The sequence below is a fragment of the Cyclobacterium sp. 10D3-21 genome (assembly GCF_055809755.1).
In genome coordinates this window covers 6,300,129-6,323,919 of the sequence record NZ_CM147924.1, presented here as the reverse complement: position 1 = coordinate 6,323,919, position 23,791 = coordinate 6,300,129, and the positions used below count along the sequence as shown (strand labels likewise).

The window sequence follows — 23,791 nt, the reverse complement described above, 5'->3', positions numbered from 1 at the left end:
GGAAGAATTTTCCATGTGTGTTTTTATGAATGGGTCCTTTTCTTTTTAACCCTTTTCGTCCATTTCTCGAATTCTACGGCCCAAAATACTATGCTTGACAAACCGAGGCAAATGGCTAATTCTGAGAAGGTGAGGGCTTGGGTTCTGAAGACATCTTGTAAAAATGGTAAATAGATCACAGCCAGCTGCAAAATAACGGTTATAAGCACAGCATAGATCAACTGTTTGTTGCTGAAAATGCCTAATGAAAATAGAGATTTAATATTACTTCTAATGGCTAAAGCATGCCCCATTTGTGAAATGCTAAGTACTGTAAAGACCATTGTCGCCCATTTTGGGTTGTCTACGTGAATGGCCCAGGCTTGAGTACTTAAACACACTGCGCCAATAAGTAATCCCACCCATAGGATATGGATTCCAATACCTCCTGAAAAAATACTCTCATTTGATTTTCTTGGAGGTCTTTTTAGAATGTTTTCTTCCGCGGGTTCAGAAGCAAATGCCAGTGCAGGCAAACCGTCAGAGACTAAATTTACCCACAAAATTTGAATGGGAATAAGGGGAATGGGCAATCCCAATAAAGGGGCTAAAAAGATGGTCCAAATCTCCCCACTATTGCCTGTCAGAATATACTTTACAAATTTTCGAATATTGTCAAATATTCTTCGTCCCTCACGAACGGCCAGAATAATGGTTGAAAAATTATCGTCTAATAAAATCATATCGGCCGCTTCCTTCGAAACATCTGTACCCGTAATGCCCATGGCAATGCCGATATCCGCACGTTTTAATGCAGGGGCATCGTTCACACCATCTCCGGTTGCTGCTACAAAATGGCCCTTATTTTGAAGGCCTTTTACAATCTTCAGTTTTTGTTCCGGAGATACACGTGCAAATACTTTGATGGATTCAAGTTTGTCTTCAAACTCCTCATCAGTAAACTTTGCAAGTTCTATACCTGTGATTACCTGGTCTGTTGGGTCCTGTAAAATCCCGGTTTCTGTAGCAATGGCTTTTGCCGTTATCGGATGATCTCCTGTAAGCATAACCACCGAAATCCCTGCTGCATGGCAATCGGCAATGGCTTTTATAGATTCGACTCGAGGAGGGTCAATCATAGCAGCAAGTCCGATAAATTGCAACTCGTTTTCAAAATTCTTTGCTGTGATTTGTTCAGGAAGTTGGTCTATTTTTTTTATGGCATAGGCCAACACGCGTTTGCCTTGTTGGGCGAAATTTTCTGTTGTAGCGTTTATTTCTCCAGTATTTGTAGGGGTGCATATACCTAGAAGGTTTTCTACTGCACCTTTCGTAACCACCAACCAGCTTTCATTCAGTGGATAAACGGTGGTCATTTTTTTTCGTTCTGAATCGAAGGGGAATTCGTATGCACGTTTAAAATCAGCTCGCCATTGTTTGTTATAATCTTTGCTATTTCGGGCATAGTCAACCAAGGCTGTTTCGGTTGGGTCACCTTTAAGCTCGTTGTTTTCATCTGTTGTAACATCATGATTAAGCTCCATCGTCAGTAGCATTAACTGTTCGGGTGTATACTCATTGATGGATTTGGCTTCCGGTGAAATCCAACAATCTTTCACCGTCATTTTATTTTGGGTGATTGTGCCAGTTTTATCCGTACAAATATAACTTACGGCACCCAATGTTTCCGCAGCGGGCAACTTTCTAATAAGCGCATTTTTGCCTACCATGCGTTTTGCTCCCAGTGCTAAGGCAATAGTAATAACAGCAGGTAGTGCTTCGGGAATGGCAGCAACAGCTACTGAAATGGCTGTCAGCAACATTTGTATAGGTTCTTCACCACGCAACCACCCAGTAACAAATAGCGCGATGCAAATGCCTATAACAGCAAAAGACAATTTCTTGGCAAAATCGGCCAATCGTTTTTGTAAGGGTGTTTTTATTTTGTCTTCTTGTAAAAGCTCCGCTATGCGACCAATTTCTGTATTCATGCCTGTGCCTACAACAATTCCTTCCCCTCGTCCTTTGGTAATTACCGTGCTTTTGTAAGCCATATTCAGGTGGTCGCCAAGCGGTAAATCTTCAGCAGCTATTTTATCGGCAGATTTTGTAACGGCATGGGACTCTCCAGTAAGTGAGGCCTCTTCAATTTTTAAGGCGTGTGTTGTTATTAACCGAAGATCAGCAGGAACAAGCATTCCGGCCTCAAGAATCACAATGTCACCTGGAACCAATTCAGTAGCGGAAACTTTGACAATTTTCCCATCTCGGCGTAATGTAGCATGCAGGGAGGACATTTTTTTTAAAGCCTCCATTGCTTTTTCAGCCCGGTATTCTTGAACAAAACCGATAATCGCATTCAGTAAAACAATGATTAAAATGACAACGGTATCTTTACTATCGCCCACAATGAAAGATATTACAGCTGCTACCAGCAAAATAAAAATCATTACATCTTTAAACTGACGAAGGAATAAGCTAAAAACGGATTTTTTCTTTTTTTGGACGAGTTCGTTTTTTCCGTATTCTTTTTGCCTTTTTACCGTTTCTGCACTATTCAAACCCTGTTTGCTTGTGTTAAGCTGTTGATAGATTTCTGAGGCGGATTGACCGTGATAATTCATCTTTAATTTATTCATTTAAGGAATTAGATTACGATACAGTTATTGGAAGGGCTTATTGGCAACGGCTTTCATCTGATTGCTAGTGGTTCCGGGTGAATTAAAATTCCCGCTGAATCAGGTTTACCTAAGTGCTCAAAATTTTAAGTTTAACGTTTCCCATGGTACATCGTATTTGTAGGTTTTACGTTTTGAAGGATCAATTTAATTTAAAAAACCGACCATTGCAACGAGTGAAAAGGCTGGTTTTAATTTCTTGGTCATCCTGTATTCTCTATCATTTGAAAAGGATTGAAATCTACTCAAATGGGATGTTATCTATCGCTTGGAATACCTTATTTTTAAAGGATAACAACTTTGGAGGAGTGATGCTACTTGTTTTGATTTGTGAATTCAGCTTTTCCAAAAGCAGATGGAATATGAAAGTCTGGTGTTGGATTTTGGGGTTTTATCCAAGAATACCAGCTAACCTCTTTGGTCTGTGGCTTTTTAAAATCTGCCCTGAAAGCCCCTAGATAAAAGGGGTTTGAAATTCCCAATTCTCTAAGTTCCGCTAAAGAAATTCTTCCTTCCACAATGTATCCGGTGGCAGTTATTTCTGTTGCTACTTTTATATTTTTAAAATCCCAGGATTCATTAAAATCTCGGTAATGGTGAGCTGAATAATCGAGAACATTGCCATTTGGGTCCATTTCTACGCAGAAATACTTTGCCAAGCTTGGGTCATTGGCAAAAAACAGTTCAACACGGTCTCCTTCTGCCACAGACAATTCTTTTTCGAAGGGTATCGTAACTAGCGTTTGGTCCCAAACCTGGAAGCTGAAATTGAAATAATTGCTAGAAATAAAAACCTTCAACTGTGTTTTATCAGTGGAATCATTTTCCCAGGGAGCGATCAATTTACCAATAATGGCAGCTTGACTCCACTCTTCGGCATCAATCACACCATCTACCAGTAGTTCTTTTTCGGAATAAGGAATGGTAAGCTTTAACGGGGTTGATTTCCCACAAGATGCTAGCAGTAATATTATTGTGAATGAAAGAATATACTGATTAAACATGTTAGTCATTTTTAAGAGTTTCTCCATATTCCCTAATGATTTTTCTCCTGTAGTCAGCACCTTATTGGGGTGTATGGGCAGGTCATTTTTATTTTCAATGACAATAGAGACGAAAACAGTTAGCTATAGCGTAATCAGAATAAATGGGGTTTTATTTATTTTGATTAGGGTTAAACATTTCTAGAGAATAATTGAGCTCGGATGAAATGGGCCTTTCTTCCTGGTCTAGCAGGGTTAATTTTCCGGTTTTGTCTTGCAAAAAGCTTTTGACAGTCGAAGAGGTATCGTCCAGAAGCCTGATGGCCATTGCCCCAGGATTGTCTTCAAGACCATAAATTACCTCATAAATCCCTGTAGTCATGTATTTGCGGTCCCCATCTTTGGTTTCAAGATAGGTTTCTGTCAATTCATAGGTGCGCTCTAATTTTTCCGGGCTATTCTCTAGTTTCAATTCGGTTTTAATTCCTACACAATCAGCACATGGAAGTACTCCTGAATAATACATCCAGGTAGTTCCCGAATTTTCAAGAACAATTTCTTTTTCAGCAGATGGTTCAGATTCCCCTTCGTATTTTTTTTCTTCGGTTGGGCTGTCACAGGCAAAAGTAATGAGTACCAATATAAGTATAAGATAGTTCTTCATAAGGGTTTAGTTTTTATCCAGCCAATTTGGGAGGTTTTTTAAGATGTCTTCAGTCATTTGTGATAAGTCGAATTTTGACTGCCAACCCCAGTCTTTTGTAGCTTGTTCATCATCAATGGAGTGAGGCCAATTTGCCGCAATCTCTTGTCGGTAATCGGGAACATAATTTATACCAAAATCTGGATAATACTTTTTCAATTCCAAATAAATTTCTTCAGGAGTAAAGCTCATTGCTGCTAGATTGTAACTGGATCTTACCGTGATGCTTTCCTTAGGAGCGTGCATTAAATCCAATGTTGCTTGGATAGCATCCGGCATGTACATCATTGGTAGTCGGGTGTCTTTTTTCAGAAAGGACTGAAAAGGCTCCCCACTTATTGCTTTATGAAAGATGTCTACCGCATAATCGGTGGTGCCTCCTCCAGGTTTGGCTTTATAGCCAATGAGCCCCGGGAATCGAATACTTCTTACGTCCACTTGATGGTGTTGGTGGTAGTAATCACACCATCTTTCACCAGCCATTTTGGAAATCCCATAGACGGTATTAGGAGTTTGCACAGCATCTTGTGCCGTATCCATTTTAGGGCTTTCTTTACCGAACACAGCTATGGATGAGGGCCAAAATATTTTATCCAGCTTTAGTTCTTTGCTTAAATCGAGTAAAATCAATAAACTATCCATGTTTAATTTCCAGGCCATAAGTGGGTTTTGTTCGGCTGTAGCTGACAAAACTGCGGCAAGGTGATAAACCTGCGTAATGTTTTCATTGAGAATGGCGTTTTTAAAACTCACCTGATCCATTACATCCAGTGGTATAAATTTGCAATTAGGAAATTTTGTAGCGGCATTCTGATTAATGTCAGAAGCAATGATAGCATCAGGTCCGTAGACCTCACAAAGCATTTGTATAAGTTCAGTTCCTAACTGTCCTGCAGATCCGGTTACGAGTATTTTATCCATTGGCTTTATTTTGATTCAAGGTGTCTTAAATGCTAATTTCAGAATTATATTACAATTATGTGTCATTAATCTTTAAAAATCGTAAGTTTAGGGTTTATTGAAACCTGTTAACTGTTTCCATTAATTAATTGATTTTAGGCTTATGTTTGGCACATTAAAAGAAAAACTTCAGAAAGAATTACATAGCCTTAAAACTGAAGGGCTTTACAAAAGTGAAAGAATTATTGAATCTCCGCAGGGGGCAAAAATTACCCTTGAGGGTGGTCGTGAAGTTTTAAACTTTTGCGCCAATAATTACCTCGGGCTTTCAAGTCATCCTAGCGTAATTGAAGCGGCTAAAGCTGCCATTGATAGCCATGGTTTTGGGATGTCGTCCGTAAGGTTCATTTGTGGTACACAGGACATACATAAAAAACTCGAAGACAAAATTACGGAATTTTTAGGTACTGAAGACACCATTCTATATGCTGCCGCTTTTGATGCAAACGGGGGAGTTTTTGAACCAATTCTTGGCGCTGAAGATGCCATTATTTCTGATGCTTTAAATCATGCTTCAATAATAGATGGGGTAAGGTTATGTAAAGCCATGCGTTTTAGGTACAAGCACAACGATATGGACGATTTGGAGGAGCAACTAAAAGCTGCCGATGAAAAAGGCGCTGTGCAAAAGTTAATTGTAACGGATGGTGCTTTTTCAATGGACGGTACAATCGCTCAATTGGATAAAATTGTCGCTCTCGCAGAAAAATACAAGGCTTTGGTGATGACAGACGAATGTCATTCTACAGGGTTTATTGGAAAATCAGGAAGGGGAGTGCATGAACTGAAAGGAGTAATGGGAAAGGTAGACATCATTACAGGAACTTTGGGTAAAGCACTTGGAGGGGCTTCGGGTGGATTTACTTCCGGACGGAAAGAAATCGTAGCAATGCTTCGTCAAAAATCGAGACCATACTTGTTCTCCAATACACTGGCACCGGCTATCACTGGAGCATCCATTGCCATATTTGACTTGCTTTCCCAAACTACTGCCCTTAGGGATAAGCTAGAAGAAAATACGATGTATTTTAGAGCTGGAATTCAAAAAGCTGGTTTTGCAATAAAAGAAGGAACGCACCCAATTGTACCGATTATGCTTTATGATGCACCTCTGGCACAAAAAATGGCAGATCAACTATTAGAGAAAGGCATTTATGTCATTGGATTTTATTATCCAGTAGTGCCTAAAGGACAAGCAAGAATTAGGGTGCAACTTTCTGCTGCACATGAAAAAGCAGATCTTGATAAAGCAATCAAAGCTTTTCAGGAAGTAGGGAAATCTCTAGGTGTAATTGATTGATCCTTAAAGTTCTGAAATTCTTTTTAATTCAGCCCTTCTTTCTGATTGATTGAGCGGTTCAAATTTATCATCTATTTCTTCGCCTGTCAGGTAATTGTTTATCAATTCTCGTACCTCCTGGAAAGAGAGGTTGTGAAGAATTTTTCCATTTTTGGCCAAAGAAACCTGGCCGGTTTCTTCTGAAACGATAAGAATTAATGAATCTGTAGCCTCTGACATACCTATGGCTGCTCTGTGACGAAGGCCAAATTGCGCTGGAACTTCACGTTCTGTTACAGGGAGGATACATCTTGCAGCTTTAACCCGACCGTTAAATATGATTACGCCACCATCATGCAGGGGGCTGTATTTATTGAAAATGGATACCAAAAGGCGCTTTGAAACCAACGCATCTATTAAATCTCCACTCTCTCCATAAAATTTGAGTTCAGAATTCCTTGAGAGTACAATCAAAGCTCCGGTACTACTACCTGAAAGGGTTTTAGAGGCTTCAATTATTGGGGTAACATTGAAGGCTTGACTTTCTCTTTTTCTCCAAAACAATAATTCCTGCCATAGATTTTCATTTGAAAAAATGGAAGACTTACCCACAATGAGGAGGAACTTCCTGATTTCTTGTTGAAATAAAATAATAGCTGCCAACACACCTACTCCCATAAACTGTCCTAAGATTATTGTTAGGAGCTCCATTTGAGCAGCACTTACAACCAAATAAATTAAATATATGGAGAGAAAACCTAAAAATATCTTAATGGCCACACTACCTCGCATCAACTTATATACCTGATAAATGAGCACACTAACCAGTGTAATATCTATAAGGTTTACCAGAGAGATGTCCAGAAAGCCTATTTTAAAGAGTAAATTCAAGTGTAGATTTGTTTATATAATTTTAAAGTTTCATTTGCTTCTTTAACATCATGTACCCTTAAAAGGTTTGCTCCGTTAATGAGGGCAGCCATATGTAAGGCTGTGGTTCCATTTAACGCTTCTTCAGGGCTGGTTCTCAATAATTTATAAATCATGGATTTACGAGAAACCCCTATTAGCACTGGCAATTTTGATGATTTAAAATAGGATAAATTTTTAATAAGTTCGTAATTCTGTTCCAATGTCTTGGAAAATCCCAATCCAATATCAAGTATTACATCTTTTATGCCAGCTTTATAACATTTATTAACTTTTTCGGAAAAAAAATATTGAATTTCTTTTTCGATATCGATATAATCAGAAAAATTTTGCATCGTTTGAGGGCTTCCTTTCATGTGCATACATATATAAGGAACACCCAAACTACCTACTGTATCAAACATTTCGGAATCCAGACTACCACCCGAAATGTCATTAACTACGTCAGCACCTGCTAATACAGCTTCTTTGGCAACTTTAGATCTAAAAGTGTCAATAGAAACCAAGTTGTCAGGAAACCTATCTTTTATACTCTTAATAACGTGAATTACTCTTTTAAGTTCCTCTTTTTCTGATACAGGTGCCGCACCAGGTCTGGAACTATAGCCTCCAATGTCCAAAATATGAGCACCATCTTCAATCATGGTAGTTGCCTTGGCTAAAACGTCCTGCTTTTGGCCCGTGGTTCTGCTCTTATTGTAAAAGGAATCTGGGGTGCTATTTATGATACCCATTATCCATGGCTCACCCAAAGCAAATAGCTTTCCTTTGATTTGAAGTGTTATTTTTGAGGGAAATAAAGTATCTTCGAACTTATTAATTGAATGTGAATTTTCTAACATAAAACACCCTTGCTTTGGAAACGCAAACCGCAAGCGAATATAACGAAGTTATTGGCCTTTGTAAAGAACTTTTTAAGAAGAAGACCCAAGATTATGGTACTGCATGGAGGATTTTGAGGCTGCCTTCACTGACCGATCAGATTTTTATCAAGGCCCAAAGAATAAGGTCCATCCAGGAAAAGGGAGTACAGAAGGTGGATGACCCTATAAAGGATGAATTTATTGGTATAATTAATTATTGCCTTATCGCATTAATGCAAAATGATTTGATGGAAGATTCCAGAATGGAATTGACTTTTGAAGAATTAGAACCCATATATGATAAATGGGTAATGGATACCAAAGATTTGCTGGCCAATAAAAATCATGATTATGGTGAAGCCTGGAGAGGGATGCGTATTTCTTCGATTACAGACATTATTCTGATGAAATTATATAGGGTAAAGCAGATCGAGGACAATCAAGGGCAAACGCTAGTGTCCGAAGGAGTAGTCGCCAACTATCAGGATATGCTTAATTATGCTGTCTTTTGTATGATAAAATTGAATCAAAATGATCATTAAAACATTAGTTATTATTTCGCGTATTCTCGTTGGAGGGCTCTTTATTTTTTCAGGGTTAATCAAGGTGAACGATCCCGTTGGCACCTCCATAAAAATGCAAGAATATTTTGATGTCTTTGCCACAGACATTACCCCAATATTCGAACCATTGAAAGCGATATCCTTACCAATAGCCGTATTCCTGGTGGTGATGGAAGTTGCTTTAGGTGTCATGCTTCTGGTTGGCTGGCGATTAAAGCGTGCAATTTTTCTTTTACTGGCAATGATATTGTTTTTTACTTTCCTTACTTTTTATTCTGCTTATTTCAATAAGGTAACGGATTGTGGGTGTTTTGGTGACGCTATAAAGCTAACTCCTTGGGAGTCATTTTATAAAGACATTGTCTTATTGGTGCTAATCGTATTTATGCTGGTATTCAAGGAATACCTACCAAGTAACTATTCCCGTTTTGGCAAATGGGTGACGATGGGTACTTTCGTTATCTCACTGACAATGGCCATTTATGCCATTAGAAATCTCCCATTTATTGATTTTAGGGCCTTTAAAGAAGGTGTTAATATCAATCAAGCCATGCAGCCAACGGCAGAGTTAAAATATTCTTACCTTATGGAAAAAGAGGGTGAAAAGGTTTCTTTTGATCAATACCCTTCAGATGAGAGTTACACCTTTTTGGAGATGACATTAAAGAATCCTGAAGTACTCCCAAAAATTTCAGATTTTGCTGTTTGGAGTGATGCGGGGGATCACACTGATGAAATTCTTCAAGGTAAAAAATTATTGATTTTATCCAGTAATATTGATAAAATAGCATTGTCCGTGGGGGAACTTGATAGGATTAGTGCTTTAATCAATTCCTTCCAAGGGACTGGGGTGAAAGTGTTTTTAGTAGCAGCTTCATCTGAGGAAGAAATGAAAAACTACCTTCAGGAAAAAGGCCTACATATTGGTTATTATATGGCAGATGCCACTGTAGTAAAGACCATAATCAGGTCCAATCCAGGTCTGGTATTTTTGGAAGAAGGGACCATACTCAAAAAGTTTCATTTTCGAAATACACCATCTGCTGAAATAGCTATAAACATATTTTCTAAATAATGGAATCAAAGAAAATTGTACTTGTAGGCATGCCAGGTAGTGGTAAATCTACTTTGGGAAAGGCACTGGCCTTGAAGTTAAATTGGCCTTTTTATGATCTAGATGATTTAATAGAAGCTGCAGCGGGTAAAGTCATAGCTGAAATTTTCTCAACACATGGTGAGGGGTATTTTAGAAATTTGGAGTCAACAGTTTTAAAGGACGTGCTTAATAGAGGAGAGGCATTTGTATTAGCAACCGGGGGAGGAGCTCCTTGCTACAATGACAATATGGATCTGATCAATAAAAAAGGTGTCTCAGTGTACCTGGATGTCCCTTTGAATTGCATCCTTCAGCGGTTAACCCATACGGAAGTGTCCATAAGGCCTTTGTTCTCAAGTTTGGATACGCCTCAAATAATTCTAAAGCTTAAAAACATGCATTCTCAAAGGAGTGTGTTTTATGAAATGGCCAAAATAAAACTCAGGGGAGAAGACAGTTCCCCTGAGTTATTAATAGCCAAATGGTTGCCTTTACTAAAAACTAAACCCTAAAGTTAGCAATCCTGTAGTTCTATTGTTTTCTATAGTGGCCAATTCAGCACCGGGAAATGAAGAATAGAAACTGTTAAACTTACTATTTACAATACCTAAGTCTACACTAAAGGTCGATAATTTTACACCGATACCTCCTGAAAGTTGATTGGTACTTCGGTCAAGGTTTCCAGGGTTTGCAATTGGGTCGCCAAAATAGGCATAGCCAGCCCTTGCCCTAAACATTTTTACCCTCAATTCTCCACCTACACTATAATTTATGGTTTGCCCATATAGACTGCTGATTTCAGCATTGTCTTCTCCTGTATTGAATACATTGGACCTAAGGTTGGCAGAGCTGTAATCCAGAAAATTGGCATCAGCAGTAATAAATCCATTTTTTCCGAAGAAATAAGTTATTCCTGTTCCAATACGCATTGGGGTTCGCAAACTATAACTGCTTACGAAAAGATCGGTTTGCGCATCGGATTCAGAAATATTACCTTCTGAAGGGTCCTGGTATGGGGGGAAGAAATTGGCAAATATATCGGCATCATAGTCCTCATTAAACTGCGTCCAGGTGGGGGATTTAAAATTTAACCCTACATTTAATTGGTCCACAGGTTTGTAAATTATTCCAAGCCCAACATTGATACCAGATCCATCCAAAGTTAGATTTTCTTGTAATGAGCTAAAAAGAGAAGTCTGGTTATTGTCATCTAGAAATTCCTCGTTATAAGTTTTTGTAGACCTATAGGTAATGGAATTGATTCCAAGGGATGCACCGATAAATAATTTATTTTTATAATTGCCGCCATAGGAAAATCCAATTTGAGACATGCTGCCTTCATTTTGTACTTTTTCGGTTTTTTCTAAAGCTAGCGTGGCATTGGGAGAATAATCATATCCTCCTCCATTTACAGGGTTGATAAGAAAAGCATCGTAAAACAATCCATCAGTTCCACCAGGAACACCTTGATTGTTATAAACATCAACATAATAATCTAAAATAGACCCTTGGTCAAGTTGGTTTGAGAAATAGCCAAAATCGTTGTTATAGGTAGCTTGTCGATTGATACTGATACCAAAGGAGCCTCCCCGCCAATCACCAACTTCCAGTGGTGCTTTGGCTCTGCTAATAACTACACCAAGGTTTGGTATAGAGAAGTTTGTGGTATTAAAATTTTCTGTTTGTCCTAATAAGGTTGTGGATGCATTCCAATCACTGTACCCTGCAGTAAAGCTAAATTCTGAATTTTGATAAAACCCCAAACCTGCGGGATTGTTGTGTATATTACTTAAATCGCCTCCAAGTGAATTGCCAGTTCCTCCAAGTGAACTAATTCTAGCGGTACCAGTAGAACCAAATTGGCTAAACCTGAGTGCATCTTCCACGTACCCGCTTTGCGCTTTGACATCGCTTAAATTAAATGCAAGCAAAGCAGATAAAGATAAAAACAATTTAAATCCTTTCATGTCAATTCTATTAAATCCTTTTTTTTGTTTTAATCCTAAGGTGATTTGATATAAGGTTTTCTATTCCCTTTATCATTTCTTAGGCTTTGAAATAATGAAGCAATACTATCCGAAACGGATATCTCGTAATTAGGTTAAGGTAAAACGTTACTTCAAGGGTAGGTATTTAAGTAAATAAAGTCAATAAGGGGATACCACTTGCATCCGAAGTTGAGGATTAAAGCGTAAAAAATCATTGTTTGACAATGGGGTGATCAATATAGGATAGAAAAAAAGAGGGAATTAATTCCCTCTTCTACTTCCGCTACTGCTACTTCCTGTACTTCTTGAAGAAGATCCACTGCTACTCCTACTTGGAGCGCTATAGGTGGATGAAGACCTGGAAGGAGCTGAATAGGAACTGCTTCTACTTGGTGAAGTAGAGCGTTGATAAGTTGGTGTAGTTGTTCTTGTACTCCTACTTCTATTGTAAGAGGGAGAAGAACTTCTACTATTTGAACTAGGTGCTGAATATTGAGACCTGCTATTCGTAGAATTGATGCTTCTAGACCTGCTATTTGAAGGTGCAGAAGATCTGTATGTGCTGCTATTGCTTGAGTTTCCGTAACTACTCCTTGTTGAGGTGTTTCCAGACCTGTTCATCGCAGGAGAATTAATATTCCTTCTGGATGGCGTAGCAGATGCTGAGTTGTAATAATCATTTTGTGATCTGCTGAAGGAGTTGCTAGTCGCAGAAGATCTATTTCTAGAAACTGCACTTGAATTATTAGACAAAGCATCTCTTCTCGCAGTAGCCCTGGAGGAGGTAGGGTTCGCAATACTTCTGCTTCTGCTAGATGTATTTGAATTTGCTAAAGAGGAAGACCTATAAGACCTTGCTCCTTGAACAATTTGACGTCGGTTCCCTTCTGATCCACTTGGAAGAACAATTACAGTTGGGTAAAAACCTCTTCCATAACCATACATTGCACCAAATCCTGATCTGTAACCGTAACCCATGTAAGGGTCATAGAAACCCATTCTGCTTCCATAATAATAAGGATTTCCAAATCCAAAGCCCATTCCAAGCCCAAGAGATAAATTAAATCCTGGTCTGAAACCAAAGGGGCTATAAAATGGATCATAAAAACCCATTCCACCAAAATAAGGGTTGTACATGCTACCCATCATAGATGACATGCCAAATCCCATCATTGGACTCATGAAGAAATTGTTATTTGTTACTGATCCATTTCCATTAGAACCTGTGTAATTGTCGTAGGCGTTAATGTTTGGCTCACCAGTCGCTAAGTTTGTACCGCTTTGAGAGTCATCGAAATATACCGTAGACTCTTCTCCAGCTGGAACAGCTGATTGTTGGTATTTAGCAATGTATTCCGGATTTACATTTTTAGCAGAAAAATTTTCTACTTCTCCGTCTATATTGCGGATCTGTTCAATTTCCTTAAAATTTTCCGGATTGTTATTTTTCACAGCAAATTCAGTCGCTATTCTTGAATCTGAAGCCATAAAGTACAAGTTGTCGACTTCTCCACCCATATTGCTGGCTTGGTAGCTGGTGCTACAGGCAGCAAGGCCTAAAATCGCAAATGCGCTTAATGTCCGAATTGAATTGAAATTAATCATATAGATATTTAGTTTATTCCTCACCTACTATATACGACAATATAGCAACAAGGTTATCATTTTTTAATTTATATTTGTCACAAATCAAGAATCTAAGATAAAGAGTTTTTTTATTACAACAAAGAAATAATAATGAGTAAAGGATTACCCAAGCGTAGTGAGGATTATTCCCTGTGGTACAATGAATTGGTTAAACGAGCTGACCTAGCTGAAAATAGTGCCGTCAGAGGGTGTATGGTGATTAAACCATACGGATTTAGTATATGGGAAAAAATGCAGGCTGAGCTAGATCGGAAGTTTAAAAAAACTGGCCATAGCAATGCTTATTTTCCATTATTCATCCCAAAATCGTTTTTATCCAAAGAAGCAAGCCACGTGGAAGGCTTTGCCAAGGAATGTGCAGTCGTAACGCATTATCGACTGAAAACAGATCCTTCAGGCAAAGGAGTGATTGTAGATCCAGAGGCAAAATTGGAGGAAGAGTTGATCGTTAGACCTACCTCAGAGACGGTTATATGGAGTACTTACAAAAACTGGATTCAATCTTACCGTGATTTGCCTTTACTTATTAACCAATGGGCCAATGTGGTGCGTTGGGAAATGCGAACAAGGCTTTTTCTTAGGACAGCAGAATTTTTATGGCAAGAAGGCCATACTGCTCATGCCACCAAAAAAGAAGCTGAGGCAGAAACGATACAAATGTTAAACGTTTATGCGGATTTTGCTGAAAAATTCATGGCGATGCCTGTGATTAAAGGAGTGAAAACCGAAAGCGAGAAATTTGCAGGTGCAGCGTCTACTTATTGTATAGAAGCCATGATGCAGGATGGAAAAGCCTTGCAAGCAGGTACTTCTCATTTCCTGGGACAGAATTTCGCCAAGGCTTTTGATGTTAAGTTTGCCACAAAAGAAGGAGGTTTAGAGCATGTATGGGGTACAAGCTGGGGTGTAAGTACCCGATTGATGGGGGCCTTGATAATGGCACATTCTGACGATAAAGGCTTAGTTTTGCCTCCAAAATTAGCACCAATCCAGGTGGTGATAGTACCAATCTTTAAAAGTGAAGAAGAACTCGAAGAAATTAGAGTTAAGGCGCTGGAAATAGTTGATCAATTGGATGATATAGGTATTTCTGTGAAATTTGATGACAGAGACACCTATAAGCCAGGATGGAAATTTGCTGAATATGAATTGAAAGGGGTACCGTTGAGACTTGGTATTGGGCCCAGAGACCTTAAAAATAAAACAGTAGAATTAGCCCGTAGAGATGATTTCTCCAAAACCGTTATCAATTTTGAAACAGAAGATTTAATTACAATAATTAAAAATACGCTGGACAATATTCAGGATAGCATTTATCAAAAGGCCAAATCCTTTACTGATGAAAAAACAACTACCGTTGAAACGTGGGAAGAATTTGTGGATGTTTTGGATAACAAAGGTGGATTTGTAGCCGCCCATTGGGACGGTACTGCTGAAACTGAGGAAAAAATAAAGGAAAAGACTAAGGCTACTATTCGATGTATTCCCCTTGATCAGGTAGCAGAGGACGGTCAGTGCATTGTTACAGGAAAACCTTCTACAGGAAGAGTGCTATTCGCTAGAGCTTATTGATTTCTAAACCTCTGGATTAGATATACCTACAGGTTTCCAATTGAGAAAAAGCATGAATTGTTATTATAGTATTTCAATTCCAACACAATAATAGTGTACATTACGAGTCTAAAATTGAGTAGGTTTTAGTTGAGTGTTGGGTGAACCTGCGAAATTTCTCAGATTTTAAACAATAGAAAGCCAAATGATTCATTTCATTTGGCTTTCTATTGTTATGAATTCTTGTAATTTTACAGAAAGCTTGCCCATTGTATACAGGGTGACTTTCACAATGCAAATTTTATGGACTGGTTAATATTAATAAGTTTAATCGTTTTTGGTGCACTTTTGGTAATGCTGGAAGTTATTTTTGTCCCAGGGACGACGGTTGTTGGGATTTTGGGGCTAATTTTTACAGCATTGGGTATTTATCATGCTTTTCAAAATTTCACCCCATTAGTAGCTTATGGCGCATTGGCAGCTACTGCAATAATTAATTTTGGGATGATCGTTTATGGCTTTAAATCGGGGGTGTGGGATCGTTTTGCGCTCAAGGATACCTCCGCTGGAAGTGCCTATGAAGACCGTTTGCTTGGGCTTGAAGTGGGTCAGGTTGGGGAAACGATCTCTGATTTTAAGCCCTATGGAAAAATAATTATAGCAGATAAAATTTATGAGGCAAAGTCTCAGGGAGGGTTTATACCCTCAAAAACAAGCATCACCATTTCAAAAATTGAAAACAATAAAATCATCATTAAACCCTAAATTATGGATATTTCTAATTCGGCATTAGTACTGGTCGCTGCTTTTGGCGGTCTAATTTTATTATTTGTATTTCTCTATTTCGTTCCGGTAAATCTCTGGATTACTGCCATATTTTCAAATGTGAAAGTTGGACTATTGGAACTGGTGGGTATGCGTATTCGAAAAGTGCCACCAGGGGTGATTGTCAATTCACTCATCACAGCTACCAAAGCAGGACTCAATTTGACTACAAATGATCTAGAGACGCACTTTCTGGCAGGAGGTAATGTGCCCAATGTGATCAGGGCATTGATATCAGCAGACAAGGCGAATATATCACTATCCTTCAAGCAAGCAACGGCCATAGACCTTGCGGGAAGAGATGTATTTGAGGCGGTACAAATTTCTGTTAACCCAAAAGTGATTAACACACCAAACGTGGCTGCTGTTGCCGCAGACGGCATCCAGCTTATTGCTAAAGCAAGAGTAACTGTCCGAGCAAACATCGCTCAACTGGTAGGTGGAGCAGGAGAAGAAACAATATTGGCAAGGGTTGGTGAAGGAATTGTAACTTCTATAGGTTCTGCGAAGAATCATAAAAGTGTGCTTGAAAACCCTGATAAAATTTCAAAACTTGTTTTGGAAAGAGGCCTCGATTCTGGTACTGCATTTGAAATATTATCGATTGATATTGCAGACATCGATGTTGGATCAAATATTGGTGCAAAACTCCAAATAGATCAGGCTACTGCAGATTTAAAAGTAGCTGAAGCAAGAGCTGAGGAAAGAAGAGCCATGGCCGTAGCACTGGAACAAGAAATGAAAGCTAAAAATGTAGAGATGAAAGCCAAAGTAACCGAAGCTGAGTCCGAGGTACCAAAAGCTATCGCTGAAGCCTTTAGATCCGGTAATCTTGGGATAATGGATTATTACAAAATGGAAAATGTAAAATCTGATACCAGTATGCGGGATTCAATAGCCAAATCTGATGAAAATAAATCGTCAGACAGGTCAAGAGGAAACGATAAAAATAAATAACAAAATAAGAAAGGGGCGTTAAGCCCCTTTCTTATTTCTCATTCTTTTTTTCATTTCTTTTTTACTCAATACTTCAGGGACAACTTCTGTTTTACTTTTTGCCAAAATCTTATCGTTTTTATTGTCAAACAGAATGGCGTTGTAGTAAATGGGCAATTCGAAATCTCCATTTTCTTTTATAACCCCGTATTTATCGTCTTTCCTTATTAATATTTTATCTTTTGCTTCTCTTCTGATTTCCTCGTAAACAGGGTTGCTTATAATGGTGCCATCTGGTTTTGCAAGTCCAAAGAGCCCCTCATCCTCCAACAAGTAATATCCATCCATCATTCTGCTGACTCTTTTACAAGGTGTTTCCAGCAATGATTCGCCAGTTTTATTGATCAAGTTGTAAGTGCCGTCAACTTCAACGATAGCTACGCCCTTAATGAATGGGCCTACCGAGTTATAGGTATAGGGAACAACCAACTGCTGCTGATGGTTAATATAACCCCATTTGGTGCCTGTTTTCACACTTGCCATTCCTTCAGAAAAAACTTTTACCTGATCAAATTTGGGAGCTATAAGCGTGTCCCCACTGGAATTGATAAACCCAAAGCCATCTCCGATTTTCGCTCCATAAGCGCCTTCATTCCCCGGTAAAATTCCGGTAGCAGTTTTAGTTGGCCTTACTTCCCAGTCGCCTTCTTTGTTAAGCAATCCGGTAGTACCATCTCTGAAGTGAACATTGAAATAATCTCCTGATTTTCTAACAGAATCCATTCCCACAATATCCAACAGGATACCGTCATTTTTCATAATCCGCCTTAACTTTCCATGGATGTATTCTAGCATCACATCATGTTCGATGCTGATTCGGTGAAAGCTATTGTACCTGATGTCAGCAGTTGTAGACAAGGCATTGATCAAAAGGTATTCGTCGCTGTTTTTGGCGTAAAAATAACTGTCTTCTAAATGGCTTAATTCATCAATTACTGGTTTGAGAATGTATTTGCCTTCCATATTTATTAGCCCAATGCCGGAGGCCTCTTTGGCAACAATCACATTGTCTGTGGGGTCTGTCAATGAGGCATACTTGTGCTCAGGCGTTTCTGATAGTGGCAAAGTAAAGCTCCCATCGCTATCTTGTGCAATTACCTGTCCATTTCTGGCGATTCTGGCGGAAACAAAATTCCCAATAGAAGAAGTAGTTCTTTTTCCCCGATCGTAAACGAAGTATTCCTCCCCTTTTCTGGCAAGTAATAGGGTATAGTAAGATGCTATTTCATCGTAAATGGCTGGCAAAACCTGCTCCCCATACTCATGTAATGCGCCAAATTTATCATTGTTCTTAATTATGATCCAGGGCTCAAGAAATTGGTAGAGGGAAGCGTCCTCTATAATTGTAAAGGGCTCATATTTGGAATCCAAAAAAGAAAGGTCATTGTTCCAAACATTGATTCTAAGGCTGTTTCCAAGCAAGAAAATTTCACCTTTTGAAAGCTTTTTTTCCAAGTGAAAATTGCTGTCAAATACTTCCCAGGTTTGAGTAGATCCTGTCCTTGCAATCATAACAATCAATAGCAAGGTTATAAAAAATTTGAATAAGGGTATTTTGTGCATTTTAGCGTGTTTTGGGGGTGAAAGTAAAAAAGAAATTACAGCTTTCCGAATAAATCAATAAGGCTATTCTAATTGGCCCATTAAAAAATTGTAATCTGTCAGGAGATGGAATTTAGCTAATGATCTGTTTTCTTGACTTCTTCCTTTTCTAAATCAAAAAGGTCATTGATAATACCGATCATTTCTTCAGCTTGATCACGTTTACAGGCAGCCCTTAATTGTACCACTGGCACTTTAAGGATTTTTTGCATCATGCTTTTAGTCATCTTGTCGATGATGTCGTATTGCTGACTATCGGCATTTTTAAGGTACCTTTCAAGCTCTTCCTTGCGGATTTGCTCAAGGCTGTTTTTTAGCTTATTGATGGTAGGGGACACCATCATTTCTTTTTTCCAGTCGTAAAATTCTTTAATGTTTTCTACGATAATGTTTTCAACATGAGGAATAGCTGCTTTCCTTTTACTTAAGGTTTCACTAGCCTTACTTCGGATATTGTCCACATTATAGAGCAATACTCCTGGAAGGTCCTCCACTGCAGTATCTATGCTTCTAGGGACAGAAAGATCTACCAGTAATTTATAACTTTTAATATTGAAACTGCTGATCAATTGTTTGCTGATCAATGGCTCAACCATTGCTACGGAGGAAATGATTACATCTGCCTCTTTCATCGCTTCAAAACAATTTTCGAAGGGAATTGCTTCGAAATTGTATTCAGTTGCCAATTCCAAAGCCTTAGAATAGGTTCTGTTGGCAATCTTAACTTTGGCGTCTTTCAGGTAAACCAGGTTTTTGGCTACATCCTCACCAATTTCTCCAAGACCTACTAGTAGTACCCTTGGCTGGTGGGTGTTTGAGGTAAGTTCTTCAATTAACTCTACTGCAGCATAAGATACTGATGCTGCCCCGTCCCTAAAGGCCGTTTCCTGAACCACTTTCTTATTGGTGAAGAATATGGTATGCATTAGACGGTGTAGGAAAGGTCCAGCCATGTCCATGTCCACAGCAGTCTGATAAGCTCTTTTTACCTGATTGGAAATTTGCATGTCACCAATTACCTGAGCTTCCAGTCCCATCGCCACTCTGAAAAGATGGGATATGGCGGTTTTGTCATCATGGAAAATGTCAAAATATTCCAGATAAGAGATGGTGTCCACCAAACCCTTTTCTAGTCCAACAAGTTTGATGATTTCTGTGGAAAGGTCCAGCTCATGGCTGTAATAAATCTCTGTTCGGTTGCAGGTAGAAAGAATTAGGGTGTCCGTAAGACTGAAAAACTCTCTCAATTTACCCAAAAGTGAGCGTACCGCACCATCGTCCAAAGATACCAACTCCCGGATTGCTACAGGGGCATTCTTAAATGATAGACTTAAAGCTTTAAACTTTGACTGCATGATAACCAACTTTCAGCTACAAATTTATTATAGAATTGGGACGAAATGAATTAATTCAGCAAAGGGAGTTTAATTTATAATGCTTCTAAATAAATTCGGCCTCAGCTTCATCCTAATACAATAAGGCGAATTTTTGGAATAACATTCCATTATTCTTAATTTAACTATGCAATAGGGAAAAACTATGTTAGATAAATGGTTTTATGTATTGAAATCTTATTTGGGTTTTACCCGACGGGAAATGCGTGGCTTCGTCTTTGTGATCCCTGTTTTAACGTTGCTTTATGCCGCTCCCTATTTCATTGAAAGGTATAACCGTTCTGCTGCCCAAGCTTCTTACCTTGCCTATATTGCCGAGAACAAAGCTTTTTTTTCTCAGGAAGCTTCGTCCACAAAATCTTCTCAGGAAAAAAAATCAAAATCATCACAGGGAAGTACGGGAAATGAAAAGACAAGTACTTCTACCCCGAAGCTTAAAAGACCGACTAAACCCAGCTTAAATAAAATTTCTTTTGCTGAAACCACTGCCGTGGAATTACAAATGGTACAAGGTGTAGGGCCTGTTTTGTCTGCTCGCATTGATGAATACAGAAACAATTTGGGTGGGTTTTATACCCCTGAACAACTCTTGGAGGTATATGGGGTAGATGCTGAACTGGCAGAGAAAATATATGCTGTATTCTCCTTCGAACCCAAAATAGACCATCAACTAAATATCAATCTGGCAGATTTTAAAGCGTTAATCAATCATCCTTATATTGACTATGGAGCGGCTAAAGTTATTTTGGCTTATCGAAAACAACATGGCGCTTACAATTCAGCGGAAGAATTGTTAAATATTAAAATTTTCAATCAGGATTGGGTCGATAGAATTACGCCTTATTTGACCTTTTGATTTTTATTCTTGGCATAAGTTTTTGCCGTCTGATTTTTTGTTGGAAATTTACCCAATGAAGGATCTGGTACAATATTTGGCCGAGATAGAGCTGAATTTACCTGCATTTCCCATGGATATTGAAAAGGGAGATCAAGGTAAATATTATGTTTTTGATCCAATCAGGAAAAAAAAGCTGCTTTTAACGCCTGAAGAATGGGTGAGGCAACATATTACCCACTACCTCGTCAAACATCTGAATTACCCCGGAAGTTTAATCTCCTTGGAAAAAGGACTGAAGTACAATGCCTTGCAAAAGCGCTTTGATATATTGGTGTTGGACAGGTCTGGGGAAGCTTTTTTTTTGATTGAGTGCAAAGCACCGGATGTTAACCTAAACCAAAAAACGGTAGAGCAGGTCTGTTTATACAATAACAAATTCAATGCACCCTTTATATGCATAAGCAATGGTCGTATGCATTTCTGTCTCCAAAGAGACCCGAAAACAGGTAAATATTCACAAATTAGTTATTTCCCCAGGTTTGAATAACTATCAGTATATTACGATCTTGAATTTTTGAAATAAAAGTGACGATAGTCATGTAATTTGCTAAATTTGCTTAGTCATGTACTTAAATGGGGGCGTAAAATGATGAATAAAGATAAAAGTACACCTTGCGAAATGTGCTTGAGTAGGAAACTTTCCTTATTCTCAGGACTTGGAGACGAGCATTTATGCAATGTTTCTGCGGGGAAAAATTTCATTTCACATAAAAAAGGTCAAATCCTTTATTATGAAAACACCAAGCCATTAGGTGTTTTCTGCGTCAACAGTGGTGTGGTTAAGATTTTTAAAACTGCCTCTAATGGTAAGGATCAGATCATTCGACTTGCCCAAAAAGGTCATTTGGTTGGCTACTCATCATTGATAGGGGAGGAATCCTATACGACCACTGCTACCATAGTGGAAGATGCAGGGGTTTGCTTTGTGCCTAAAGAAGTGTTTTTGAAAGTGATGACTGAGGACAGTACTTTTCATCAGCGGCTTACTCAGGCACTTTGTCATGACATGGGGATAATGGAAAGCCAATTGACAGATGCCACTCAGAAATCAATTAGAGAACGACTGGCTTTGACCTTGCTACAATTGGGGGATAGTTACGGTGTTGACGGTGGAGACAGGCAGCGGCTTGATATAGCACTGACACGTGAGGAAATTGCTGGACTAGTTGGTACTGCCACAGAAACAGTCATTAGGTTATTGTCCGAATTTAAAAAGGACAAGCTTATAGACCTGCAGGGAAAGAAAATTATTTTATTGAATCGAAAAGGGCTTGCCAGGCTTTCTGATTTCTACGGGTAGCCTATAAAAGGGTTATTAAAAGCCCATTGCTGGGCTTTTTGAGGGCTTGAAACTATTCAGAAAGTTCTGTTATTGGTTCGAGGATTAGTTTTCTAAATTCCACTTTTGCTCCTTCAGCCTGAACGGCTATTTGTCCCTTCGATGCTGTACAATTGTATCCTTCGTTTACAAAGTCTCCATTTACCCACACCTTGACCCTGTCATTCAAACATTCTATCACCATTGTATTCCATAATCCGGGGGTGTTTTCCGAACCGTCAGTAAGGTTTAGTATCCTTCTTTTTTTACCTTCTGTTACGCCCCATTCTTCTTTTGGACCTCTTCTTTCGACCATATTGTCCACTTCAATATTTTCAACAATGCACCAAAAATCCCCAGCATTTTCATGATACATTTGCACCTCAATAGATTTGGGGAACATTTTATAAAGTGACCTTGGAGTGGAAGCATGTACTAAGATGCCGCAATTGCCAGTGGCTTCGGGGAATCGGTATTCAGTAGTAATCCTGTAATTTTCATATTCATCATCAGAAATAAGGTGGCCTTGCGGGTTTCCCATACTTATAAGTAATCCATCTTTGACAATAAAGGATGGACTTGCATTAGGATTGGTGTCGTGTTCAGGGACATCCACATGCCAACCGGACAAATCCTTACCATTAAAAATAGGCAATTGTTGTGCCATAGAAGGACTTACTATAAGTGCAAAGACCAATGAAGTCAGAAAAAAAAGCGTTTTCATATTGTAGTGGTATTATTGGTTATTCTGAATTGAAAAGCAAACAGGGGAACACCTTATAAGACGCTCCCCTGTTAATATTGATAAAATTCGGACAAGCTTATCCGATCAGGTTGCCATTGTCATCCCATTGGGCAATGGTCCCCCTTGTACTTACATCAAGATATACGTCTTTGTATTTTGGGTCGTTTTCCAAACCATGTTTGGCCAATACTTCTTCAGGTACACCGTCCCAGGCATTTGGTTTGTTACCTACATATCCCAGGTCTTTAAATCCTTCTTCGCTAGTAAAAAAGCCAGTTGCAGTTAGGTTTCTTAGGTTGTTGAAAAACTTCACACCACTCTGGTTTTCAGGCTTGGCAGTATCAGGATAAGCGATAAGGTCTATGATTTGTATGCGTTGATCTTCAGATAATTCTACAAATTTGTTTCCAAACATCTCATCTGATTTATGATCCAGCCATAAAAGGCCTCCTCTCAGCGGTGTTTGATAGCTAGGAATGTCTTTCACCATGAACTCGATAAAGTCAGGTACACCAGCGCCAGTAGCGCTTCCTGAAGTATCATCTGCAGGTATGATCATGTCTACAAGAATGTCTAATTTCTTCCGCTCATCTTCTGTGAAAAAAGTGGAGGATTTTAAACTTTCATTATGAATGATTTCTTCAGGTGTACGGCCATAGCTTCCAAACTCACCAATTTTCGGATTGTGTGGAATTTCTACAGTTTCAGCGGTTTCCGGCCCGCATCCTGTAAACAGTATACCTGAGGCCAGGGAACCGGTAAATAAAAGTTTTAGGTTTTCTCTTCTGTTCAT

The 23,791-nt window shown here is 38.8% G+C and carries 22 protein-coding genes; 10 read left to right on the top strand and 12 right to left on the bottom strand.

Annotated elements, in window-relative coordinates:
* Window positions 1–23: 23 nt before the first annotated feature.
* The 4 genes from AC0L7T_RS24635 to AC0L7T_RS24620 form a co-directional block, all read right to left on the bottom strand.
* A complete protein-coding gene (locus AC0L7T_RS24635) occupies window positions 24–2,618 on the bottom strand; it encodes a calcium-translocating P-type ATPase, PMCA-type (protein WP_473339125.1) in 2,595 nt (864 codons plus the stop codon).
* A 353-nt stretch (window positions 2,619–2,971) separates the two neighbouring features.
* Window positions 2,972–3,661 (bottom strand): carbohydrate-binding family 9-like protein, encoded by a 690-nt coding sequence (locus AC0L7T_RS24630; protein WP_473339124.1) that lies wholly within the window; start codon window positions 3,659–3,661, stop codon window positions 2,972–2,974.
* Window positions 3,662–3,812: 151 nt separating this feature from the next.
* A complete protein-coding gene (locus AC0L7T_RS24625) occupies window positions 3,813–4,304 on the bottom strand; it encodes a copper resistance protein NlpE N-terminal domain-containing protein (RefSeq protein WP_473339122.1) in 492 nt (163 codons plus the stop codon).
* 6 nt (window positions 4,305–4,310) lie between these two features.
* On the bottom strand, window positions 4,311–5,264 hold the full coding sequence (locus AC0L7T_RS24620; RefSeq protein WP_473339120.1) for an NAD-dependent epimerase/dehydratase family protein: 954 nt from the start codon (window positions 5,262–5,264) through the stop codon (window positions 4,311–4,313).
* A 142-nt stretch (window positions 5,265–5,406) separates the two neighbouring features.
* Between AC0L7T_RS24620 and kbl the strand changes: the two genes are divergently transcribed.
* A complete protein-coding gene (gene kbl, locus AC0L7T_RS24615; RefSeq protein WP_473339118.1) occupies window positions 5,407–6,603 on the top strand; it encodes a glycine C-acetyltransferase in 1,197 nt (398 codons plus the stop codon).
* Between the two features lie 3 nt (window positions 6,604–6,606).
* Here the strand turns inward: kbl and cdaA are convergent, their stop codons facing one another.
* Together cdaA and folP are read right to left on the bottom strand one after the other, a co-directional pair.
* Window positions 6,607–7,473 carry a diadenylate cyclase CdaA gene (cdaA, locus tag AC0L7T_RS24610; RefSeq protein WP_473339116.1) on the bottom strand — a complete coding sequence of 289 codons (867 nt, stop codon included), beginning with the start codon at window positions 7,471–7,473 and terminating at the stop codon, window positions 6,607–6,609.
* Complete coding sequence (folP, locus tag AC0L7T_RS24605) at window positions 7,470–8,354, bottom strand: dihydropteroate synthase (protein WP_473339113.1); 885 nt, start codon at window positions 8,352–8,354, stop codon at window positions 7,470–7,472. Before folP ends, cdaA begins: the two co-directional genes overlap by 4 nt.
* A gap of 14 nt (window positions 8,355–8,368) precedes the next feature.
* On the opposite strand from folP, the gene AC0L7T_RS24600 reads away from it, so the two are divergent.
* From AC0L7T_RS24600 to AC0L7T_RS24590, 3 genes are read left to right on the top strand one after another with little or no spacing between them, the layout of a single operon-like run.
* On the top strand, window positions 8,369–8,917 hold the full coding sequence (locus AC0L7T_RS24600; protein ID WP_473339112.1) for a DUF1599 domain-containing protein: 549 nt from the start codon (window positions 8,369–8,371) through the stop codon (window positions 8,915–8,917).
* The gene (locus tag AC0L7T_RS24595; protein ID WP_473339111.1) at window positions 8,907–10,013 is read left to right on the top strand and encodes a BT_3928 family protein; all 1,107 of its coding nucleotides are present in this window, start codon (window positions 8,907–8,909) and stop codon (window positions 10,011–10,013) included. The genes AC0L7T_RS24600 and AC0L7T_RS24595 overlap by 11 nt, the downstream gene beginning before the upstream one ends.
* Window positions 10,013–10,546: a shikimate kinase gene (locus tag AC0L7T_RS24590; protein WP_473339110.1), complete on the top strand. Its 534-nt coding sequence runs from the start codon at window positions 10,013–10,015 to the stop codon at window positions 10,544–10,546. Before AC0L7T_RS24595 ends, AC0L7T_RS24590 begins: the two co-directional genes overlap by 1 nt.
* On the opposite strand, the gene AC0L7T_RS24585 is transcribed toward AC0L7T_RS24590, so the two are convergent.
* Window positions 10,529–12,001, bottom strand: a complete 1,473-nt coding sequence (locus tag AC0L7T_RS24585; protein WP_473339109.1) for an OmpP1/FadL family transporter — start codon at window positions 11,999–12,001, stop codon at window positions 10,529–10,531. The genes AC0L7T_RS24590 and AC0L7T_RS24585 overlap by 18 nt on opposite strands.
* A 282-nt stretch (window positions 12,002–12,283) precedes the next feature.
* Window positions 12,284–13,627 carry a hypothetical protein gene (locus tag AC0L7T_RS24580; protein WP_473339108.1) on the bottom strand — a complete coding sequence of 448 codons (1,344 nt, stop codon included), beginning with the start codon at window positions 13,625–13,627 and terminating at the stop codon, window positions 12,284–12,286.
* A gap of 132 nt (window positions 13,628–13,759) precedes the next feature.
* On the opposite strand from AC0L7T_RS24580, the gene proS reads away from it, so the two are divergent.
* The 3 genes from proS to floA all read left to right on the top strand — a co-directional run bounded on the left by proS (window position 13,760) and on the right by floA (window position 17,002).
* On the top strand, window positions 13,760–15,241 hold the full coding sequence (gene proS / locus AC0L7T_RS24575) for a proline--tRNA ligase (RefSeq protein WP_473339107.1): 1,482 nt from the start codon (window positions 13,760–13,762) through the stop codon (window positions 15,239–15,241).
* A 282-nt stretch (window positions 15,242–15,523) separates the two neighbouring features.
* The gene (locus tag AC0L7T_RS24570; protein WP_473339106.1) at window positions 15,524–15,985 is read left to right on the top strand and encodes an NfeD family protein; all 462 of its coding nucleotides are present in this window, start codon (window positions 15,524–15,526) and stop codon (window positions 15,983–15,985) included.
* 3 nt (window positions 15,986–15,988) lie between these two features.
* The gene (gene floA / locus AC0L7T_RS24565) at window positions 15,989–17,002 is read left to right on the top strand and encodes a flotillin-like protein FloA (protein WP_473339105.1); all 1,014 of its coding nucleotides are present in this window, start codon (window positions 15,989–15,991) and stop codon (window positions 17,000–17,002) included.
* Between the two features lie 18 nt (window positions 17,003–17,020).
* Here the strand turns inward: floA and AC0L7T_RS24560 are convergent, their stop codons facing one another.
* Both AC0L7T_RS24560 and hemA read right to left on the bottom strand, forming a co-directional pair.
* Window positions 17,021–18,604, bottom strand: coding sequence for a WG repeat-containing protein (locus AC0L7T_RS24560; RefSeq protein WP_473339103.1), 1,584 nt, complete (start codon window positions 18,602–18,604; stop codon window positions 17,021–17,023).
* 116 nt (window positions 18,605–18,720) lie between these two features.
* A complete protein-coding gene (gene hemA, locus AC0L7T_RS24555) occupies window positions 18,721–19,998 on the bottom strand; it encodes a glutamyl-tRNA reductase (RefSeq protein ID WP_473339102.1) in 1,278 nt (425 codons plus the stop codon).
* A gap of 184 nt (window positions 19,999–20,182) precedes the next feature.
* On the opposite strand from hemA, the gene AC0L7T_RS24550 reads away from it, so the two are divergent.
* The 3 genes from AC0L7T_RS24550 to AC0L7T_RS24540 all read left to right on the top strand — a co-directional run bounded on the left by AC0L7T_RS24550 (window position 20,183) and on the right by AC0L7T_RS24540 (window position 22,235).
* Window positions 20,183–20,893, top strand: coding sequence for a ComEA family DNA-binding protein (locus AC0L7T_RS24550; RefSeq protein ID WP_473339101.1), 711 nt, complete (start codon window positions 20,183–20,185; stop codon window positions 20,891–20,893).
* A gap of 55 nt (window positions 20,894–20,948) precedes the next feature.
* Complete coding sequence (locus tag AC0L7T_RS24545) at window positions 20,949–21,422, top strand: type I restriction enzyme HsdR N-terminal domain-containing protein (RefSeq protein WP_473339100.1); 474 nt, start codon at window positions 20,949–20,951, stop codon at window positions 21,420–21,422.
* A 99-nt stretch (window positions 21,423–21,521) separates the two neighbouring features.
* Entirely contained in the window at window positions 21,522–22,235 is a 714-nt protein-coding gene (locus tag AC0L7T_RS24540; protein WP_473339099.1) for a Crp/Fnr family transcriptional regulator, read from the top strand.
* Window positions 22,236–22,287: 52 nt separating this feature from the next.
* Here the strand turns inward: AC0L7T_RS24540 and AC0L7T_RS24535 are convergent, their stop codons facing one another.
* Window positions 22,288–22,977, bottom strand: coding sequence for a 3-keto-disaccharide hydrolase (locus AC0L7T_RS24535; RefSeq protein ID WP_473339098.1), 690 nt, complete (start codon window positions 22,975–22,977; stop codon window positions 22,288–22,290).
* 97 nt (window positions 22,978–23,074) lie between these two features.
* On the bottom strand, window positions 23,075–23,791 hold the full coding sequence (locus AC0L7T_RS24530) for a gluconate 2-dehydrogenase subunit 3 family protein (RefSeq protein WP_473339097.1): 717 nt from the start codon (window positions 23,789–23,791) through the stop codon (window positions 23,075–23,077).

What these genes read in the sequence shown, in the direction of transcription:
- AC0L7T_RS24595 (WP_473339111.1), top strand. Translation starts at nt 8,907, where the DNA reads ATGATCATTAAAACATTAGTTATTATTTCGCGTATTCTCGTTGGAGGG.
- AC0L7T_RS24590 (WP_473339110.1), top strand. Translation starts at nt 10,013, where the DNA reads ATGGAATCAAAGAAAATTGTACTTGTAGGCATGCCAGGTAGTGGTAAA.
- AC0L7T_RS24625 (WP_473339122.1), bottom strand. Translation starts at nt 4,304, where the DNA reads ATGAAGAACTATCTTATACTTATATTGGTACTCATTACTTTTGCCTGT.
- AC0L7T_RS24630 (WP_473339124.1), bottom strand. Translation starts at nt 3,661, where the DNA reads ATGTTTAATCAGTATATTCTTTCATTCACAATAATATTACTGCTAGCA.
- folP (WP_473339113.1), bottom strand. Translation starts at nt 8,354, where the DNA reads ATGTTAGAAAATTCACATTCAATTAATAAGTTCGAAGATACTTTATTT.
- AC0L7T_RS24635 (WP_473339125.1), bottom strand. Translation starts at nt 2,618, where the DNA reads ATGAATAAATTAAAGATGAATTATCACGGTCAATCCGCCTCAGAAATC.
- kbl (WP_473339118.1), top strand. Translation starts at nt 5,407, where the DNA reads ATGTTTGGCACATTAAAAGAAAAACTTCAGAAAGAATTACATAGCCTT.
- AC0L7T_RS24535 (WP_473339098.1), bottom strand. Translation starts at nt 22,977, where the DNA reads ATGAAAACGCTTTTTTTTCTGACTTCATTGGTCTTTGCACTTATAGTA.
- floA (WP_473339105.1), top strand. Translation starts at nt 15,989, where the DNA reads ATGGATATTTCTAATTCGGCATTAGTACTGGTCGCTGCTTTTGGCGGT.
- AC0L7T_RS24580 (WP_473339108.1), bottom strand. Translation starts at nt 13,627, where the DNA reads ATGATTAATTTCAATTCAATTCGGACATTAAGCGCATTTGCGATTTTA.
- AC0L7T_RS24545 (WP_473339100.1), top strand. Translation starts at nt 20,949, where the DNA reads ATGAAGGATCTGGTACAATATTTGGCCGAGATAGAGCTGAATTTACCT.
- AC0L7T_RS24585 (WP_473339109.1), bottom strand. Translation starts at nt 12,001, where the DNA reads ATGAAAGGATTTAAATTGTTTTTATCTTTATCTGCTTTGCTTGCATTT.
- hemA (WP_473339102.1), bottom strand. Translation starts at nt 19,998, where the DNA reads ATGCAGTCAAAGTTTAAAGCTTTAAGTCTATCATTTAAGAATGCCCCT.
- AC0L7T_RS24550 (WP_473339101.1), top strand. Translation starts at nt 20,183, where the DNA reads ATGTTAGATAAATGGTTTTATGTATTGAAATCTTATTTGGGTTTTACC.
- AC0L7T_RS24560 (WP_473339103.1), bottom strand. Translation starts at nt 18,604, where the DNA reads ATGCACAAAATACCCTTATTCAAATTTTTTATAACCTTGCTATTGATT.
- AC0L7T_RS24620 (WP_473339120.1), bottom strand. Translation starts at nt 5,264, where the DNA reads ATGGATAAAATACTCGTAACCGGATCTGCAGGACAGTTAGGAACTGAA.
- proS (WP_473339107.1), top strand. Translation starts at nt 13,760, where the DNA reads ATGAGTAAAGGATTACCCAAGCGTAGTGAGGATTATTCCCTGTGGTAC.
- AC0L7T_RS24530 (WP_473339097.1), bottom strand. Translation starts at nt 23,791, where the DNA reads ATGAACAGAAGAGAAAACCTAAAACTTTTATTTACCGGTTCCCTGGCC.
- AC0L7T_RS24540 (WP_473339099.1), top strand. Translation starts at nt 21,522, where the DNA reads ATGATGAATAAAGATAAAAGTACACCTTGCGAAATGTGCTTGAGTAGG.
- AC0L7T_RS24570 (WP_473339106.1), top strand. Translation starts at nt 15,524, where the DNA reads ATGGACTGGTTAATATTAATAAGTTTAATCGTTTTTGGTGCACTTTTG.